The organism is Enterobacter sp. CRENT-193, from assembly GCF_002787395.1.
GTDB classification, from domain to species: domain Bacteria; phylum Pseudomonadota; class Gammaproteobacteria; order Enterobacterales; family Enterobacteriaceae; genus Enterobacter; species Enterobacter hormaechei_C.
On record NZ_CP024812.1, the window covers coordinates 3,242,113 to 3,259,703 of the forward strand.

At 56.8% G+C, this 17,591-nt stretch carries 16 protein-coding genes; 11 read left to right on the forward strand and 5 right to left on the reverse strand.

All coding sequences use genetic code 11. The features are described from left to right. The first annotated feature begins 21 nt into the window (after positions 1-21). The 10 genes from CU081_RS16195 to dsbG all read left to right on the forward strand — a co-directional run bounded on the left by CU081_RS16195 (position 22) and on the right by dsbG (position 11,425). Positions 22-1,233 carry a diguanylate phosphodiesterase gene (locus tag CU081_RS16195; protein ID WP_003857082.1) on the forward strand — a complete coding sequence of 404 codons (1,212 nt, stop codon included), beginning with the start codon at positions 22-24 and terminating at the stop codon, positions 1,231-1,233. Between the two features lie 88 nt (positions 1,234-1,321). Further along, positions 1,322-2,218 (forward strand): aminoimidazole riboside kinase, encoded by an 897-nt coding sequence (locus CU081_RS16200; protein ID WP_022651217.1) that lies wholly within the window; start codon positions 1,322-1,324, stop codon positions 2,216-2,218. Between the two features lie 171 nt (positions 2,219-2,389). Then, positions 2,390-3,907 (forward strand): carbohydrate porin, encoded by a 1,518-nt coding sequence (locus CU081_RS16205; RefSeq protein ID WP_022651216.1) that lies wholly within the window; start codon positions 2,390-2,392, stop codon positions 3,905-3,907. 66 nt (positions 3,908-3,973) lie between these two features. Further along, positions 3,974-5,344 carry a sucrose-specific PTS transporter subunit IIBC gene (locus CU081_RS16210; protein WP_003857085.1) on the forward strand — a complete coding sequence of 457 codons (1,371 nt, stop codon included), beginning with the start codon at positions 3,974-3,976 and terminating at the stop codon, positions 5,342-5,344. Continuing rightward, the gene (locus tag CU081_RS16215; RefSeq protein ID WP_022651215.1) at positions 5,344-6,750 is read left to right on the forward strand and encodes a sucrose-6-phosphate hydrolase; all 1,407 of its coding nucleotides are present in this window, start codon (positions 5,344-5,346) and stop codon (positions 6,748-6,750) included. Before CU081_RS16210 ends, CU081_RS16215 begins: the two co-directional genes overlap by 1 nt. A 28-nt stretch (positions 6,751-6,778) precedes the next feature. Continuing rightward, positions 6,779-7,795 (forward strand): LacI family DNA-binding transcriptional regulator, encoded by a 1,017-nt coding sequence (locus CU081_RS16220; RefSeq protein WP_003857087.1) that lies wholly within the window; start codon positions 6,779-6,781, stop codon positions 7,793-7,795. Between the two features lie 95 nt (positions 7,796-7,890). Continuing rightward, positions 7,891-9,441: a methyl-accepting chemotaxis protein gene (locus CU081_RS16225; RefSeq protein ID WP_022651214.1), complete on the forward strand. Its 1,551-nt coding sequence runs from the start codon at positions 7,891-7,893 to the stop codon at positions 9,439-9,441. 189 nt (positions 9,442-9,630) lie between these two features. Then, complete coding sequence (locus tag CU081_RS16230) at positions 9,631-10,044, forward strand: hypothetical protein (RefSeq protein ID WP_015570500.1); 414 nt, start codon at positions 9,631-9,633, stop codon at positions 10,042-10,044. A 5-nt stretch (positions 10,045-10,049) separates the two neighbouring features. After that, the gene (locus CU081_RS16235; RefSeq protein ID WP_022651213.1) at positions 10,050-10,607 is read left to right on the forward strand and encodes an RNA polymerase sigma factor; all 558 of its coding nucleotides are present in this window, start codon (positions 10,050-10,052) and stop codon (positions 10,605-10,607) included. A gap of 41 nt (positions 10,608-10,648) precedes the next feature. Beyond that, entirely contained in the window at positions 10,649-11,425 is a 777-nt protein-coding gene (gene dsbG, locus CU081_RS16240) for a thiol:disulfide interchange protein DsbG (protein WP_022651212.1), read from the forward strand. Between the two features lie 39 nt (positions 11,426-11,464). Here the strand turns inward: dsbG and CU081_RS16245 are convergent, their stop codons facing one another. From CU081_RS16245 to CU081_RS16255, 3 genes are all read right to left on the reverse strand, one after another. Then, positions 11,465-12,754: a glycoside hydrolase family 10 protein gene (locus CU081_RS16245; RefSeq protein ID WP_022651211.1), complete on the reverse strand. Its 1,290-nt coding sequence runs from the start codon at positions 12,752-12,754 to the stop codon at positions 11,465-11,467. A gap of 7 nt (positions 12,755-12,761) precedes the next feature. Beyond that, positions 12,762-13,049, reverse strand: a complete 288-nt coding sequence (locus CU081_RS16250; RefSeq protein ID WP_003857097.1) for a VF530 family DNA-binding protein — start codon at positions 13,047-13,049, stop codon at positions 12,762-12,764. Between the two features lie 130 nt (positions 13,050-13,179). Then, positions 13,180-14,661, reverse strand: a complete 1,482-nt coding sequence (locus CU081_RS16255; RefSeq protein WP_039268892.1) for a UbiD family decarboxylase — start codon at positions 14,659-14,661, stop codon at positions 13,180-13,182. A 113-nt stretch (positions 14,662-14,774) separates the two neighbouring features. Between CU081_RS16255 and CU081_RS16260 the strand changes: the two genes are divergently transcribed. Further along, a complete protein-coding gene (locus CU081_RS16260; RefSeq protein WP_003857101.1) occupies positions 14,775-15,659 on the forward strand; it encodes a LysR substrate-binding domain-containing protein in 885 nt (294 codons plus the stop codon). Here the strand turns inward: CU081_RS16260 and CU081_RS16265 are convergent. Together CU081_RS16265 and CU081_RS16270 are read right to left on the reverse strand one after the other, a co-directional pair. Beyond that, on the reverse strand, positions 15,650-16,558 hold the full coding sequence (locus tag CU081_RS16265; protein ID WP_022651209.1) for a LysR family transcriptional regulator: 909 nt from the start codon (positions 16,556-16,558) through the stop codon (positions 15,650-15,652). The genes CU081_RS16260 and CU081_RS16265 overlap by 10 nt on opposite strands. A 1-nt stretch (position 16,559) precedes the next feature. Beyond that, positions 16,560-17,537, reverse strand: a complete 978-nt coding sequence (locus CU081_RS16270) for an MBL fold metallo-hydrolase (protein WP_022651208.1) — start codon at positions 17,535-17,537, stop codon at positions 16,560-16,562. Positions 17,538-17,591 lie beyond the last annotated feature (54 nt).

The window sequence follows — 17,591 nt, forward strand, 5'->3', positions numbered from 1 at the left end:
CCCATACCGGACCCCGTTTCTGTGCTGACAACTCTCATTTATCGAAGCCAGCTGAGCTTAACCTGCACCTCCGCAGCGTTAAGCGCGCTGGTTGAACAGGCCAGGATCCGTAACACGGAGCAGGGCATCTCAGGCATTCTTCTCTCCCGTGGACGTGACGTTCTGCAAATTCTCGAAGGCACGGAACAGCGCGTCGTCGCGCTTTTTAACTCCATCCGTGCTGATGACCGGCATACCGGCGTAGTGGAGCTGATGCGCGATTACGGCCCGCGCAGACGTTTCGAAGACGTGGGAATGCTGCTGTTTGACCTGGACGTTCAGACCCCGAAAGCGGTTCTGGCGTCGGTTCTGCATTACAGCAAGCTGGAAAGTTATCTGACTTCTGAGGATCGGGTCTTCAAATTCATTCAGACCTTTATCACCGGTAAAACCGCTATCCCACCCGCTTCGGACTATGAGCCCGATAAATGGACGCTTTCGCGAGAGCGCGCGCCGTTTGGTAAAGGGTTAGGTCTGCTGGCGGGACAGCCCTGCCAGTTTGCGCTGCAACCCATTGTCGAGCCGTCCGAAGGCAAGATCAGTTCTCTCGAAGCGCTTATACGCGGAAACGACGGCGGCAGCCCGGAGCATTTCTTCCGTAGTCTCGATCGTGAACTGATTTACGAAGTCGACCTGCAAACCAAAGCCTGGACCTTTGCGCTGGCGCAAAAGCTCGGCATCGGCAGCCACAAACTGGCGGTGAACCTGCTGCCAATGTCGCTGGTTAACGTGCCGGGCGCGGTAGAGTTCCTGGTAACGCAGATCAAAAAGCACAATCTACAGCCGGAGCAGGTAATCATTGAAGTCACTGAGAACGAGATGATTTCAGGCTTCAACCAGTTTAACAGCGCGATTAAACAGCTGCGGGCGGAAGGGGTTGGGCTGGCGATAGATGATTTTGGTTCCGGCTATGCTGGTCTTTCGCTGCTCACGCGGTTCCAGCCGGATAAACTCAAAATCGACAGAGAGATCGTCAGCGATATCCACCTGAGCGGGCCCAAGCAGGCGATTGTGAAGTCGATAATCAGCTGCTGCACCGATCTGGAGATTACGCTGGTCGCAGAAGGCATTGAGAAGATAGAAGAGTGGTGCTGGCTTGAATACGCCGGTATTCGCCGCTTCCAGGGCTTTTTGTTCGCCCGCCCGCAGCTCAATGGCGTGGGTGATATCCACTGGCCCCATCGGGTGGGTTAAGCAAATTTTCCCTCGCCATATTTCCCCGACACCCTGCCTGTGCTTAAATAGCTAAACCGGTTTAACATGATTTAGCTAAGAAGGTGATATGGAGACGATCTGGGTACTTGGCGATGCAGTGGTGGATCTGTTGCCCGACGGAGAGGGCAAACTGCTGCAATGTCCTGGCGGCGCACCGGCCAACGTCGCGGTAGGGGTAGCGCGTCTGGGCGGCAGAAGCGCCTTTATAGGCCGGGTGGGCGACGACCCCTTCGGGCGTTTTATGCAAAAAACGCTTGCAGATGAGCAGGTTAATACAAAATGGCTGCGGCTGGACCCGCAGCATCGCACCTCCACGGTGGTGGTGGATCTCGATAACGACGGTGAACGTTCCTTTACCTTTATGGTTCGCCCGAGCGCTGATTTATTCCTCGACGCTGCCGATCTCCCGCCATTCCGCGCCGGGGAGTGGCTGCACGTCTGCTCTATCGCGCTCAGCGCCGAACCCAGCCGTTCCGCGACGTTTCTGGCGATGGCCGCGATCAGACAGGCGGGGGGATTCGTCAGCTTTGACCCCAATATTCGCGCCGATCTCTGGCACGATGAAGTCGAGCTGCGTCAGTGTCTTGAGCGGGCATTAGCCTGTGCAGATGTGGTGAAAATCTCGGAGGAAGAACTGGCGTTCTTAACCGGAAATGCGCAGGTCCATGAGGGGCTGGCGGCGCTGATGCGCACCTGTCCGGCCAGGCTGGTGCTGGTAACGCAGGGAAAAGAGGGCGTCACCGCCTGGCAGGAAGGCGTGTTGACACACTATGCTGCATCACCCGTGGAATGCATTGATACCACTGGCGCGGGGGATGCTTTCGTCGCCGGGCTACTGTTCGGTCTGGCACGTTATGGCCAGGCCCGTCTCTCAGAGGTCATCACGCTGGCGCAGCGCTGTGGGGCGCTGGCGACAACCGCAAAAGGGGCAATGACCGCGCTGCCTTATCATCACGAACTGTAATTCACCTCTCAAGGCCACCATTCGGCGGCCTGAATTGTCGCCTCGATCACACTTACTAAAACGGTTTAGCAAAAAACATTGCCGATCTAAAATTCAACGGTTTAGTATCACCAGCCTAAACCGGTTTAGCAATTTAGCACTTTCACCGATAGTTATTAGGGATGCGACAAAATGTATAAAAAACGCAGACTTGCCGTGATGATAGGCATGCTGGCCGGCAGTACCTCTGTTTTTGCCCAGACGGATATGACCCGTATCGAAGCGCGCCTGGCGGCGCTGGAGCAGCGTTTGCAGGAGGCGGAAACCCGCGCGCAGGTTGCTGAAAAGCGCGCCACGGCAGCGGAACAGAAAACGCAGCTGCTGGTGGCTGCGCAGCACGAAGCGCAAACCTCCACACAGGCGGTGGCGCAACGCACCACGGTGCTGGAAGAAAAAGCCGACCGGACAGGCGGTTTTGAATTTCACGGTTACGCCCGTTCCGGCCTGCTGATGAACGACGCGGCCTCCAGCAGCAAAAGCGGCCCTTATCTGACGCCCGCCGGGGAAACGGGCGGGGCCATCGGGCGTCTGGGGAACGAAGCGGATACCTACGTTGAGCTGAATGTTGAGCACAAACAGACGCTGGAGAATGGCGCGACGACGCGCTTTAAGGCGATGCTGGCCGACGGTCAGAAAACCTATAACGACTGGTCGGCAGACAGCAGCGACCTGAACATTCGTCAGGCCTTTGCCGAGCTGGGCGATTTGCCGGACTTTACCGGCGCGCTGAAGGGCAGCACCTTCTGGGCGGGTAAGCGTTTTGACCGCGACAACTTCGACATTCACTGGCTGGATTCCGACGTGGTATTTCTCGCCGGGACCGGTGGCGGCGTCTACGACGTGAAGTGGAACGATACGCTGCGCAGTAACTTCTCCCTTTATGGCCGTAACTTCGGCAGCGAAGAGGAGATCGACAACAACGTTCAGAACTACATCCTCAGCATGAATCACTTCGCCGGGCCGGTGCAGATGATGGTCAGCGGCTTACGAGCAAAAGATAACGACGACCGTAAGGACAGCAACGGCGATCCGATTAAAACCGACGCGGCCAATAACGGAGTACATGCGCTGGTTGGTCTGCATAACGAGAGCTTCTACGGCCTGCGGGAAGGTTCCGCCAAAACGGCGCTCCTTTACGGCCACGGTCTGGGCGCCGAGGTGAAAAGCATTGGTTCAGACGGCGCGCTGCTGTCAGAAGCCGATACCTGGCGTTTTGCTAGTTACGGTGTCACGCCTCTGGGCGGTGGCTGGCACATTGCGCCCGCCGTGCTGGCTCAAAGCAGTAAGGACCGCTACGTGAAGGGCGACAGCTATGAGTGGGTCACGCTCAACACGCGTCTGATCAAAGAGGTGACCCAGAATTTCGCCCTCGCGTTCGAGGGCAGCTATCAGTACATGGATTTAAGCCCGGAAGGCTACAAGGATCGCAATGCGGTTAACGGTAGCTTCTACAAGCTGACCTTCGCCCCGACGTTAAAGGCGGGCAAGATTGGCGATTTCTTCAGCCGTCCGGAGCTGCGTCTGTTCGCCACCTGGATGGACTGGAGCAGCAAGCTGGATAACTACGCCAGCGATGACGCCTTTGGCAGCAGCGGCTTTAACGCGGGCGGGGAATGGAACTTTGGGGTGCAGATGGAAACCTGGTTTTAACCCTTCACGCTCCCGCATCGCGGGGGCGTTTCGAACACCATAAAAAGAGGTCAGGAAGAGATATCTATGGATTTTAATCATATTGCGCGCGAGCTGATTCCGCTGCTCGGTGGCAAAGAGAACATTGCCAGCGCGGCACATTGCGCCACGCGCCTTCGTCTGGTGCTGGTCGATGATGCGCTTGCCGACCAGCAGGCTATCGGCAAGGTTGAAGGCGTGAAAGGCTGTTTTCGCAACGCCGGGCAGATGCAGGTGATCTTCGGCACCGGGGTGGTGAATAAGGTTTACGCCGCGTTTATTCAGGCGGCAGGAATTAGCGAGTCCAGTAAATCGGAAGCGGCGGATATTGCGGCCCGCAAGCTGAACCCGTTCCAGCGTATCGCGCGTCTGCTCTCCAACATCTTCGTGCCGATTATCCCGGCGATCGTGGCCTCGGGTCTGCTGATGGGCCTGCTGGGGATGGTTAAAACCTACGGCTGGGTTAATCCGGATAACGCGCTCTATATCATGCTGGATATGTGCAGCTCGGCGGCGTTTATTATTCTGCCGATCCTGATTGGCTTCACCGCCGCGCGGGAGTTTGGCGGCAACCCGTATCTGGGGGCAACGCTCGGCGGCATCCTGACTCATCCGGCGCTGACCAACGCCTGGGGCGTAGCGTCCGGCTTCCACACCATGAACTTCTTCGGTCTTGAAATCGCCATGATTGGCTATCAGGGAACCGTCTTCCCGGTGCTGCTGGCGGTGTGGTTTATGAGCATTGTGGAAAAACAGCTGCGCCGGGCAATACCGGATGCGTTAGATCTGATCCTGACGCCGTTCCTGACCGTCATTATCTCCGGCTTTATCGCGCTGTTGATTATTGGCCCGGCGGGACGCGCGTTGGGCGACGGGATCTCCTTCATTCTTAGCACCCTGATTGCCCACGCGGGCTGGCTGGCCGGGCTGTTGTTTGGTGGGCTCTATTCGGTGATTGTCATTACCGGCATTCATCACAGCTTCCACGCCATTGAAGCCGGACTGCTGGGTAATCCGTCGATTGGCGTTAACTTCCTGCTGCCGATCTGGGCGATGGCGAACGTGGCGCAGGGCGGGGCGTGTCTGGCGGTGTGGTTCAAAACCCGCGATGCTAAAATCAAAGCCATTACCTTACCGTCGGCGTTTTCCGCGATGCTGGGCATCACCGAAGCGGCAATTTTTGGCATCAACCTGCGTTTTGTGAAGCCGTTTATCGCGGCGCTGATCGGTGGTGCGGCGGGCGGTGCCTGGGTGGTGTCGGTGCATGTCTACATGACCGCCGTTGGCCTGACCGCGCTTCCCGGCATGGCGATTGTCCAGGCCAGCTCGCTGCTCAACTATATTATCGGCATGGTGATTGCCTTTGGCGTGGCGTTCACCGTCTCTCTGCTGCTGAAATATAAGACGGACTCTGAATAATGACCTTAACTTCCCGCTGGCCTGCCGTGTTGCAGGCCGTGATGCAAGGCCAGCCGCGTGCGCTGGCGGACAGCCACTATCCGCAATGGCATCCCGCGCCGGTGACGGGGCTGATGAACGATCCGAACGGCTTTATCTGGTTTGCCGGACGCTATCATCTGTTTTATCAGTGGAACCCGCTGGGCTGCGATCATCGCTACAAGTGCTGGGGACACTGGAGCTCAGCAGATCTGGTGCACTGGCAGCACGAGCCAATGGCGCTGATGCCTGACGAAGAGTATGACCGCAACGGCTGTTACTCCGGCAGCGCCGTGGATAACAACGGCGTGCTAACCCTGTGCTATACCGGCAACGTTAAGTTTGACGATGGCGGCCGCACCGCCTGGCAGTGTCTGGCGGTGCAAAATGACGACGGCACGTTTGCCAAACTGGGACCGGTGTTGCCTCTGCCGGACGGGTATACCGGGCACGTCCGCGATCCGAAAGTGTGGCGCCATGACGGGCAGTGGTACATGGTGCTCGGGGCGCAGGATCGGCATAAGCGCGGCAAGGTGCTGCTGTTTACGTCAGCCGATTTACACACCTGGGCGTCCTGCGGCGAAATCGCCGGTCACGGCGTCAACGGACTCACGGACGCGGGCTATATGTGGGAGTGCCCGGATCTGTTTGAGCTTGATGGCACACACGTCTTGATCTGCTGCCCGCAGGGGCTGGCGCGCGAACCGCATCGCTATCTCAACACCTATCCGGCCGTCTGGATGAGCGGGGCATTTGATTATCAAACCCCTGCATTTACGCACGGCGAGCTGCATGAGCTTGACGCCGGATTCGAATTTTACGCGCCGCAAACCACGGTGGCAGAAGATGGCCGCCGCCTCCTCATCGGCTGGATGGGCGTGCCGGACGGCGAAGAGATGCTCCAGCCTACGCGGGCGCACGGCTGGATCCACCAGATGACCTGTCCTCGCGAGCTGCGCTACCGCGACGGTAAGCTCTGGCAGACCCCGGTCCGTGAGCTGGAAACGCTGCGCGAGGATGAACACCACTGGCAGGGACGCGCCAGCGATGCCCCGGTGCTGGTGGGAGCGCGTCTTGAGTTCGAACTGAGCGCCTCGTGCGTGAACGTGGATTTTGCCGGCGCGTTGCGACTGATTGTGGATGATGCGGGGATCCGTCTGGAACGCGCCAGTCTGAAAACCGCAGACACGCTGACCCGCTACTGGCAGGGCACTGTTCATCATTTACGCGTGCTGTGTGACCGTTCCAGCGTCGAAATTTTCATCAATCACGGTGAAGGCGTCATGAGCAGCCGCTATTTTCCTGACCATCCGGCCCAGGTACGCTTCGAAGGTGCGTCCGACATCACATTACGCTACTGGTCGCTGCGCAGCTGCATGATAGAATAGAGGTTTTGGCAGCCGGATCTAAGTCGTTGTGAGAAAAACAAAACGCGTCACCATTAAAGATATCGCGGAGCTCGCGGGGGTATCAAAAGCCACCGCCAGCCTGGTGCTGAACGGCCGCAGCAAAGAGCTTCGGGTGGCGGAGGAGACACGCGAGCGCGTGCTGGCGATTGCCAAAGAACATCATTATCAGCCCAGTATTCACGCCCGTTCGCTGCGGGACAACCGCAGCCACACCATTGGTCTGGTGGTGCCGGAAATCACCAACTACGGGTTTGCCGTTTTTTCTCATGAGCTGGAGACCCTCTGCCGCGAGGCGGGTGTTCAGCTGCTGATCTCCTGTAGCGATGAAAATCCGGGCCAGGAGACGGTGGTGGTCAATAACATGGTGGCCCGCCAGGTGGACGGGCTGATTGTCGCCTCCAGCATGCTCAACGACGCGGACTATCAAAAGCTGAGCGAACAGTTGCCCGTTGTGCTTTTTGACCGTCATATGAACGACAGTACTCTGCCGCTGGTCCTCACCGATTCAATTACCCCAACCGCCACACTGGTGGCCGACATCGCGCGCCAGCATCCGGATGAGTTCTACTTCCTCGGCGGCCAGCCGCGGCTTTCCCCGACGCGTGACCGTCTGGAAGGGTTTAAGCAGGGGCTGCGTGACGCTGGCGTCGAGTTACGTCCGGAGTGGATCATTCATGGTAATTACCATCCGAGCTCCGGCTACGAAATGTTTGCCGAGCTTTGCGCACGCCTGGGCCGCCCGCCAAAAGCCCTTTTTACCGCCGCCTGCGGTCTGCTGGAAGGGGTGTTGCGCTATATGGGGCAACATAATCTGCTGCAAAGCGATATGCGTCTGGCCAGCTTTGACGATCACTATCTCTATGATTCTCTGACCATTCCTGTCGATACCGTTCGTCAGGATAACCGCCAGCTCGCCTGGCACTGCTTTGATCTGATTGGCAAACTGATTGAAGGGGAAACGCCGGAGCCGATCCAGCGTAAGCTGGATGCCACCCTGCAACGGCGATACAAGGCCGTGGAGTGACAGGGTAACGTATGAGAGGTACATCTATAACTTTAATTAATTAAAGATTGGATTCAGCCGATAACCAAAGGGAAATTATATCCCTGAGGTGTGTTATGTCGTTGAAAAAATCATCCCTGATTATCCTGTTTTCCCTGCTTTTCTTCTTTGTGGCCAGCACTATCACCAGCGTTGGGCTCATCATTAAAAGTAATACTTCGCTGGATAATGTGAACAAAGAAATTCAGGTGGTTCTGTCCATTATTGATCCCATTAACCACAGCCGAACCCTGCGCGTCAGGGTTATGGAGTATGTGAAAATGGTGGAAGCGGGGGACGCTACCGACCCGTCTGCGAAACTGGCCTCGGTTAAAGAGGCGCTGACCAAAGCCGATAGTGCATTTTCGGCGTTTATGGCCTCGCCGCGTTTGCAGGAAGAAGCCCCGCTGGTCACTGCCTACCAGGAGGCGTGGCAAAACTACCGTAATCAGGGACTGGCACCGCTGATTGCCGCTGCCGCCGCTCACGATGTGTCGCGGTTCAACGCTCTTATTCCCGTGGTGTCTCAACTCGATCGCCAATATGAAATTGTGCTCGATCAGGTTCTCTCCGTTCACCAGAAGTACGCCAAAACGCTGAACGAGGAGGCGAGCCATAATTTTGTGTCGGGTCTGGTTATTATCGCCAGCATTGCGGTGCTGTTCGTGGTGGTGATTTTCGCCGTCAGCCTGCTGATGAAACGCGTGGTCTTTGCGCCGGTGAACCTGGCGCGCGAGCACTGTCGCCAGATTGCGGCCGGGAAGCTGGACGTACCGGTACCGATCAAGCGTGATTCCGGGAATGAAATCAATCACCTGATGTCCTCGATGGAGCAGATGCGCCAGGCGCTGCTCTCCACCATTTCTCAGGTGCGCGATGCCAGCCACACTGTGACGCATGCGGCGCAGGAAATTGCCTCCGGCAATATCGACCTGGCCTCCCGTACCGAGCAACAGGCTTCGGCCCTGACCCAGACGGCCGCCAGCATGGAAGAGCTGAGCGCGACGGTGGCGAATAACACCGACAACGTTTTCCAGGCCGGTAAGCTGGTGCAGGATGCCGTGAAAAATGCCCATACCGGTGAAGCGGTAACCCGTGAAGTCATCGAAACGATGAATACTATCGCGTCCAATTCGAAGCGTATTGAGGACATCACCAGCGTCATCAACAGCATTGCTTTCCAGACTAATATTCTGGCGCTAAACGCGGCCGTTGAAGCGGCGCGTGCTGGCACGCAGGGGCGAGGATTTGCCGTGGTAGCAAGTGAAGTGCGCACACTGGCCCAGAAAAGCGCGGTGGCGGCGAAGGATATCGAAAGCCTCATCGCCCAGTCTGTTTCCAGCGTGAAAAACGGTGCGGAACTGGTGAATCGTTCGGGAGAGGTGATTGATTCTATTATCAGCTCTGTGAATAAAGTGCATATGCTGATGGAACAGATTTCGGTTGCCTCAGAAGAGCAGAGCCGCGGGATTGGTCAGGTTGGGCAGGCCGTAACGGAGATGGACGGTGTGACCCAGCAGAACGCGGCGCTGGTGCAGCAATCCGCCGCCGCCGCGGCCTCGCTGGAGGAGCAGGCGCAGCAGCTGTCCCAAAGTATCTCGCGCTTTAGTTTGCCTGCTACGGCGTGATGTTCAGAGAGGCTCCCGAGGGAGCCTTTTTGATGTTTGTATTCAGCCGCTGCACAATCTCCTTCAGCCAATACTGTTATCCATACAACGCCGCTATCACATAAATTTTCTCTTTCCCCGGCAATATTTCTGTTTCTCATCCGTCTACCTCATCAGAGACCATAATCATTCAACATAAACGAGGCACACATGAGAAATTTTGATATGCACGGAAAAGGTCACGGGCGTGGCTTGGGCCGCCATCGTATGGGTAAGGGCATCGTGATTGGCGCAGTCCTGTTCGTGGTGCTTGGCCTGCTGGTCATGTCCCTGTGGAACGCGTTGCTCCCGGCCATCCTGGGGGTTAAAGCCATTGGCTTCTGGCAGGCGTTGGGGATCCTGCTGCTGAGCCGCATTCTTTTCGGTGGGCTGGGTTTCCGTCCCGGTATGTTCGGTGCGCACCGCCGTATGCACGAACAATGGATGAATATGAGCCCCGAACAACGTGAGGCCTTCATTCAGCAGCGTCGGGCGGGATTTGGGCGCCACGGTCATTGCCGGTGGCACGATGGCCGGGATGAAAAACGAGATGATAACGGTGCGAAAGCGCCGGAAGCCGAGTGAGCGATATGAAAGCCGGTGAGGCGGGGGAATCATTACTGATCTCGGCACTCAATGCCTGCCGCACGCGGCTAAAAGCCTTCATTCGCGGAAGGACTGCGGTTCGTGATGATGTCGATGATATTCTTCAGGAAGTGACCTGGCAGTTGATGAAAGTGGAACAACCGGTCGAGAACGTCGCCGCCTGGCTGTTTCGCGCCGCACGAAATGAGATGATCGACCGGGCGCGAAAAAAGCACGAGGTTTCACTGCCGGGGTACCTGACAGCAGATGACGAGGACTTTCCGGAGCAGGAGATTGCAGAAACGTTATTCGGCGTACCGCAAACGCCGGAGGAGGAGTATCTCAACATGCTGCTATGGGAAGAGTTGGGGCAAGCCCTGTCGGAACTGCCGCCACCTCAGCGCGAGGTGTTTGAAAAAACGGAATTTGAGGGCTACAGCATGAAGGTGCTGGCAGAGGAAACAGGCGACAGTGTGCAGGCGTTATTATCCCGCAAACACAAAGCCGTGCGATTTTTGCGTAGTCGCCTCAAGGATATTTATGAAGCGTTGACAGGGCAATAAACTTCGACCACTCTGAAAAACAATATTTTAGAGGGGTCGTTATGCTTCAACGGTTAGCAAAGAAAAAGGTGCTGTTACTCTCTGCTCTGATGGTTTCGGGGCTGGTCAGGGCAGAGGAGTCGCTTCCGGATGTGGTGAAGCACTTCAGTGAACAGCAGGACATCAAGATCATTAAGAAAATTGACGCCCCCGGCGGCGCGCCAGCGTGGCTGGGGCAATATCAGGACATGGGCGTGACGCTCTTTCTGACCCCTGACGGAAAGCACGTCGTGTCTGGCTATCTGTATGATGAGAAGGGAACCAACCTCAGCGAGGCCTTTTTCCAGAAAGAGATCTACGCCCCGATGGGCCGCGAGATGTGGAAAAAGCTCAATGCGGCGCATCCCCTGAAGGAGGGCGCGGAGAGTGCCCCGCGCAAAGTCTTCGTCTTTGCCGACCCGTTCTGCCCGTACTGCAAGCAGTTCTGGGCTGAAGCGCAGCCGTGGGTGAAGGCTGGCAAGGTCCAGCTCAACACGCTGCTGGTTGCGTTTCTTAACCCGAACAGCGGGCGTAACGCCTCCGCGATCCTGAATGCGAAAGATCCGGTGTCGGCCTGGAAAGCGTACGAGCTGTCCGGCGGTAAAAAGCTGCCGAAACCTGAAGGAGCGGCGTCCCGGGAAACCGTTGAGATCCTGCAAAATCACCAGACGCTCATGGACAGTCTCGGCGCGAATGCCACACCGGCTATTTATTACCTGAATGAGCAAAACGAACTGCAACAGGTCGTGGGTATGCCAGATGCAAAACAGCTTGAGGCAATGTTCGGACCGAAGCCGTAAAAAGAAAGGCAGAAACAGGACGTTTCTGCCTTTTTTCAGTCAACTACCCCAGCGTCCCCGGAGGTAATTTACTGCTTCCTGCGTCTGCGGCTGGTTAAGATAGTCTTCACGGAACAGGATGGTGCCCTTAACGTCTGGCAGTGAATCATTGAGGTCGAGCTGTTTTTTCAGCTCCGGTACGCCGCCGTTCACCGTCCAGTCCGGTTCGTTTCTGGAAGGCGCGCCCACTTTGTAGAACGCGATCCCGATATACAGACGGGTATGGGTTGGTTTCACCACGTCAGCCCACCATTTTGTCAGCACATCGTAACGTGCCGCGTCGCGGGCGAAGGGCCAGTAGATCTGCGGCGCAATGTAATCCAGTAATCCCTGCTGTACCCATTTGCGCGTGTCAGCGTAGGATTCATCATAGGCTGCGGCGCCGCGCGTGTCCGAGCCTGCCGGGTCGAAGGAGCGATTGCGCCAGACCCCCGCCGGGCTGACGCCAAATTCGACCTCAGGTTTAGCCTGCTTGATCGCCCTGGAGACCTGCACAATCAACTGCTGCGTATTGTGTCGACGCCAGTCCGCTTTTGACGCAAATCCTTCGCCATAGCGCCTGAAGGTCCAGGCATCATTCAGGGGGGAGCCCGGCGTCTCGGTGTAAAAATAGTCATCGAACTGAACGCCGTCGACAGGGTAATGATTTACCACTTCCATCACCACCTGGGTTATCCAGTCCCGCACCTCGGGAATGCCCGGGTCGAGAACAAAACGATCCCCCGAGGTGCGGATCCACTCCGGATGCAGGACGTACACGCTCGAAGGATGAAGCGACGAGGTGCGGTTAAGCGCGGCGATGGTCGACGGCTTCGTCTTGGTGGAAACGCGGTATGGGTTAAACCAGGCATGAACCTTCATCCCACGCTTGTGCGCTTCATCCAGCATAAACTGAAGCGGATCGTAACCGGGATCTTCCCCGATAGTCCCCGTCAGGGTATCTGACCAGGGCAGTATTTTAGAAGCCCACAGCGCCGTACTGTCCGGTTTTACCTGAAAGAAGACGGTGTTGATCCCAAGATTTTTCAGCTTATCGAGCTTGTCCGTCAGCGCCCGCTGTTGCTGGGCGATGCGCTGGTCCGCGCTACGGCCATTCACCGATGAAACGGGAGGCCAGTCGAGACGGGAGACGGTCGCCAGCCAGATCCCGCGCATGGGTTCTTTAGTCTGCTGTACAGGTTTCGCCTGCGGCAGAGGGGTTACGAGTGATTTAGGTGGTTTGGAAGTGCAACTTACCAGTAAAAGCGCGCAGCCAAGCAGCGCGCCAGTCCGTTTTACGTGTCGCATCATTTGCGTGTTAGCTCCTGGGTGTCCGGCTATCCGTCCAGGGATTAAACGCCGGTTCGTCCTGTTCCCCGTTACCGTCATCGTGAAGGGAGTCGAGGTAGAGGGCTTCAACTTCCGCCCGCGCCCATGGGGTGCGGCGCAGGAACTTCAGACTCGATTTAACACTCGGGTCCTTGCGAAAACAGTTGATTTTGATTCGGTTGCCCAGTTCATTCCAGCCATATCGCGCAACCAGCGCGTTAACCTGCATTTCGAGGGTTACGCCATGCAAAGGATCGTTGGAAACATGTGCTGTCATAGGCGTCCGGTAGTCTCATTTTTTATGGGGATGTGATAAACGCTCAAAGGTTACAAGAAAGCAGGGGACGCGGCAATTTCAGCGTGAGGTTCTTCACCCGTGAAGGGTGAAGAAGATTTTCCGGTTAACGCTATTTTTTAAACAGTTCAGGTGCCCACGGCGTTGGGTCTACCTCCATAAAGGGCGCACGCTCAAAGCGGGACTTCAGCGCCCAGGGCACCGTACAGTCGAAAATCGTTTTGCAGGTGATCCCGTTGCCACGAATGGAGGGGCTGTAGTCCGGCGCCTGAGACGGATCGAGCTGGTGTCCGCGGATCCCCGGCAGATGGGTGATGCTGACATCGCCCTGCATACGGGTCGTCATCGCCCACAAGATGTCGTCGCTGTCGAAAATATCCACATCTTCGTCGACGAGAATAATGTTTTTAAGCTCGGAATAGGTGGCTAACGCAATGAGAGCCGCCTGACCCTGACGCCCTTCGTCAGAGGGCTGGCGTTTTTTCACCTGCAATACGCCAAGGAACTTGCCGCCGCCAGCGGTATGCGCATAGACGTTTTGCAGAAAACCGGGGATGGCTTCTTCCACCGCATTACGGATGCTGGCCTCCGTTGGCAAACCGGCCAGCGTGGTGTGCTCTTCGCCCGGTCCTACCAGGGTTTGCAGGATCGCCTGATGACGCATCGTGACGGCCTTCACTTTGATTACCGGTAAGGAGGGGTTAGCCTCCCCGCAGTAGCCGGGAAATTCCGGCATCGCGTGCCCGGTGTGGGTATGCTGATCTTCTTCTACGCGCACGCCCGGCAGCAGTTCGCCTTCGATGATAATTTCCGCACGCGCAATCACTTTTTCATTTACGGCCACACCCTGCACCAGCTCGACGGGGGTCTGACGTAACGCACCGGCGACACCCAGTTCGTTGTAGCCGAAGGGCGTGGTAGGGGCTTCGAAACAGGCGCCAATATAGATAGCGGGATCGAGACCCATATTGATCGTGACCGGCAACGGTTTGCCCGCCTCCTCGGCTTTCTTACGGAACACTTCAATATGGCGGCCCGCGGCAAGAAACATGGAGAGCTCATCGCGCTCCTGCACGCAGAGACGGTGAATAGTGACATCGGTCAGTGAGGCATCTTCCGGATCGCTTGCCAGCACCAGCCCCAGACAGAAGAACGGACCGGCATCTATCGGCGTGTTGGTCGGTGCCGGAAGCAATTTACGCAGATCGAAGTCCGGATTGTCGGCATAAAACACCTGTTCCTGACACGGCGCCTGTGCCGCCGGAACCACAACGGGAGCAATCGGGTTTTTCACGGCCTGGCCGACATGTTTTGCCAGTTCAGAGGGATCGCAGCCCAACAGGAGCGCCGCCCGCTCGCGGCTGGCGTGCATTCCGACCAGAATACGGGAGTCGGGGTATCCCTTAATAGCGTTAAACATCATCGCCGGGCCAATGCGCGTCGGACGTTTTACCGTGCCGCCAGCACCAATATGCCGGTACACACCCGCCAGCTCCGCGTCAGGATCGACCGGATGGCTGGTTTCAAGGTATTGACCTTCATGGCGTTTTAGCAGTTCGATAGCACTTCTGAGATCGTTGATGTGGTTTTCCATATTTTTCCCTCCTCGGATGAATGCATCCATTCTTAACCGGACGAAGAGGGCTATCAATTGCATCATTTATGCTATTTTAATATGAATTTTATTATCAATAATAAAGGCATGGTATGCAGTTTCGACTGATGCGCAATTTTATCGTGGTGGCGGAAGAGCTTCACATGCATCGAGCGGCGGAGCGCCTTAACATGGCGCAGCCCGCGCTGAGTCAGCAGATAAAAACGCTTGAAGATCGTCTGGGGGTAATGCTCTTTAGCCGGGCGAATCGTCGCCTGACGCTGACGCCAGCCGGTGAGGCGTTTCTCAGTAAAGCCAGAGTCGCGATTTTAATGACCGATCAGGCGATTCTGGATGCCAGACAGACGGCCAGAGGGGAACAGGGCGTGCTGAATCTCGGATGTGTTTCAAGTGCGATATTCGACAGTAAGCTGCCCGCCGCGCTGCGGCTTTTACATGAGAAATGGCCCGCCATCAGCCTTTCCATGATGACGGGAAATGTGCAAACCCTTTATACCGGCGTGCAAAGCAACCAGCTGGATGTGGCCATTATTCGTGCCCCGTTACCGCTGCTGCCTGACGATCTGCAAAGCCGTCCTTTCACAACGGAAAAAGCCGTGCTGGCCTTACCTCGTCAACACAGCCTGGCGGGCTCCGCCGCGCTGACGCTTGCGTCGGTGAAAGAGGAGAAGTGGATCGCCCTGCGCGACCCGGAGGGGATGGGGCTGGAGCAATATTTCTATGATGCCTGCCACAGCGCGGGCATACAGCCTGACGTTGTGCAAAATGCCACCGATGTCCCCACGGTGATAAGTCTCGTCTCGGCAGGGTTTGGCATCGCCATGCTGCCGGCTTCAGCGAAGGCGATATGCGTACAAAACGTCGTCTTTGTGGATATTCTTGACCGACTCCGGGAGAGCGAGCTGACGCTGGTTTGCCACCGGATTATTCGCTCTGAGGTGCTGAAAAAATTGATGAGTATCCTCGATCATACCTGACGTCCGGCGGCCTGAAGAAGCTGTTCTCGCAGCCAGCGGTTAGCCGGATCCTGGCTGTTTTTCGGGTGCCAGTACATACCAATGACGATCGGCGGGAGATCCAGCGGCGGCGGAAAAATATCAAGCGTTTGCGTAAACCGTAGCAACATGCGTCTGGGTAAGGTGCAGAGCAAATCGGTACCGGCAACAATCGCAGGCGCCATCGCATAGCTTTGCGTCGACATCACTACGTTACGCTGGTGGCCAAGCCCCGCCAGGTGCTGATCGACAAAGCCCGCGAACGGGTCGCCCTCGGATGAAACCACCAGGTGGGAAAGGCTACAATAGCTATCCAGATCCATCGGACCCGTACCGCGCGGATGGCCTTTTCGCTGGGCTGTGGCATATTCATCGTCAAACAGCTTGCGTCTGACCCATGCATCGTGCGCCACCGCGTTAACGCCGACATAAATATCCACATCGCCATTTTCCATCTGCGCTGGCAGCAGTTGGGTTTCCGGGAGCGCAAAACGCAGGCGGATACCTGGCGCCGCACTGCTAATCTGATTCTGCAACTCTGCCCCCAGCATCAGCGCCGGGTTCTCGTGCAGGGCAATCACGAAGGTGCGGTTGCTGTTCTGCGCGTTAAACGTGGTGGGTTCAAGCATCGCCGATATACCCTGCAAAACCGTCGCGACCTGAGGCCTTAACGCCTCGGCGCGCGGCGTCGGTAACACCCCACGTCCGTGTGGGGAAGGGACAAACAGCGGCTCACCAAACAACACGCGCAGGCGCGCAAGGCGGGCAGACATCGCCGGCTGGCTGATGCCCAGCCGCGCGGCGGCATGGGTGATATTCTGGTCCCTGAGTAACGCATCCAGCGTCATGATCAGGTCCATATCCATATCGGAGAGGGACATCTTATTTTGCGTCACGGTTGGTATAGGTCACCGGAACCCACGCGTAGCCGTCCCGCTCACCTTTCGTCACATAGCCGATCCCGGGGAAAGGCAGATGTGGCGCCGCAATCAGCGCTTTATTTTTCACAAACTCAGCGAAAGCAGCGTTGCGCACCCGGGCGGCGCCGTCCTGATCCTCATCGTAAGCAATCGTCACGTTGGGCTGTGGGAACTGAACCGCGGCAACGTGAATGATGTCGCCGACAAAAGTCATTTTTTCACCTTTGCTCTCCAGCGTGTAGAACGCGGAGCCTGGAGTGTGACCCGGGTGAACCGTACCGCTGATGCCCGGCAGAAGCTGTTCCGTGCCGGAGAAGGTCGTCACTTTTCCGGCATCCAGATAGGGCTTTAAGGTCTTGTGCGCGACGTCGAAGTAGTTCTGGTCATAGCCAGACTTTTTCTGGTTCTCGTCGTTAAAGAAGAAATCGATATCCGGTTTGCCGACATACACCTGCGCGCGGGTAAACACGCGCTGACCGTCTTTAACCAGACCGCCAGCGTGATCGGAGTGAGCATGGGTGATCAGAATATCGGTAATATCTTCGGGTTTGATGCCCTGGGTCGCCAGGCTCTCAATCAGCCGCCCGCCTTTGCCGGGGCCAAACAGCTGACCAGAACCGGTATCCACCAGAATTTTGTGGCCGGGGATGGCGATATAGAACGCGTTAATCGACGCTTCCACCGGATTGGCCTGGAAGTTTTTAGCCAGTAACGCATCGGTATTTTCCGCCGTCGTCCGGCGCAGTAAGGCGTGCAGATCCTGCGGCACGCTCCCGTCCGTAAAGGCGGTGACAATCGTATCGCCAACCTGAACGCTGTAGCCGCCAGCCTGCTGTTTCACCACATGCTGCGGAACGCTGGCCACCGCGTGGATAGCGGGAAAGAATAAAACCGAACCGGTCAACAGGGTTGATATCGCAAGTTTTTTCACAGTAAACATGATGGGCTCCTCAATAGTAAGTTCATCATAGTTCAACTGCGATTTTTGAGAACC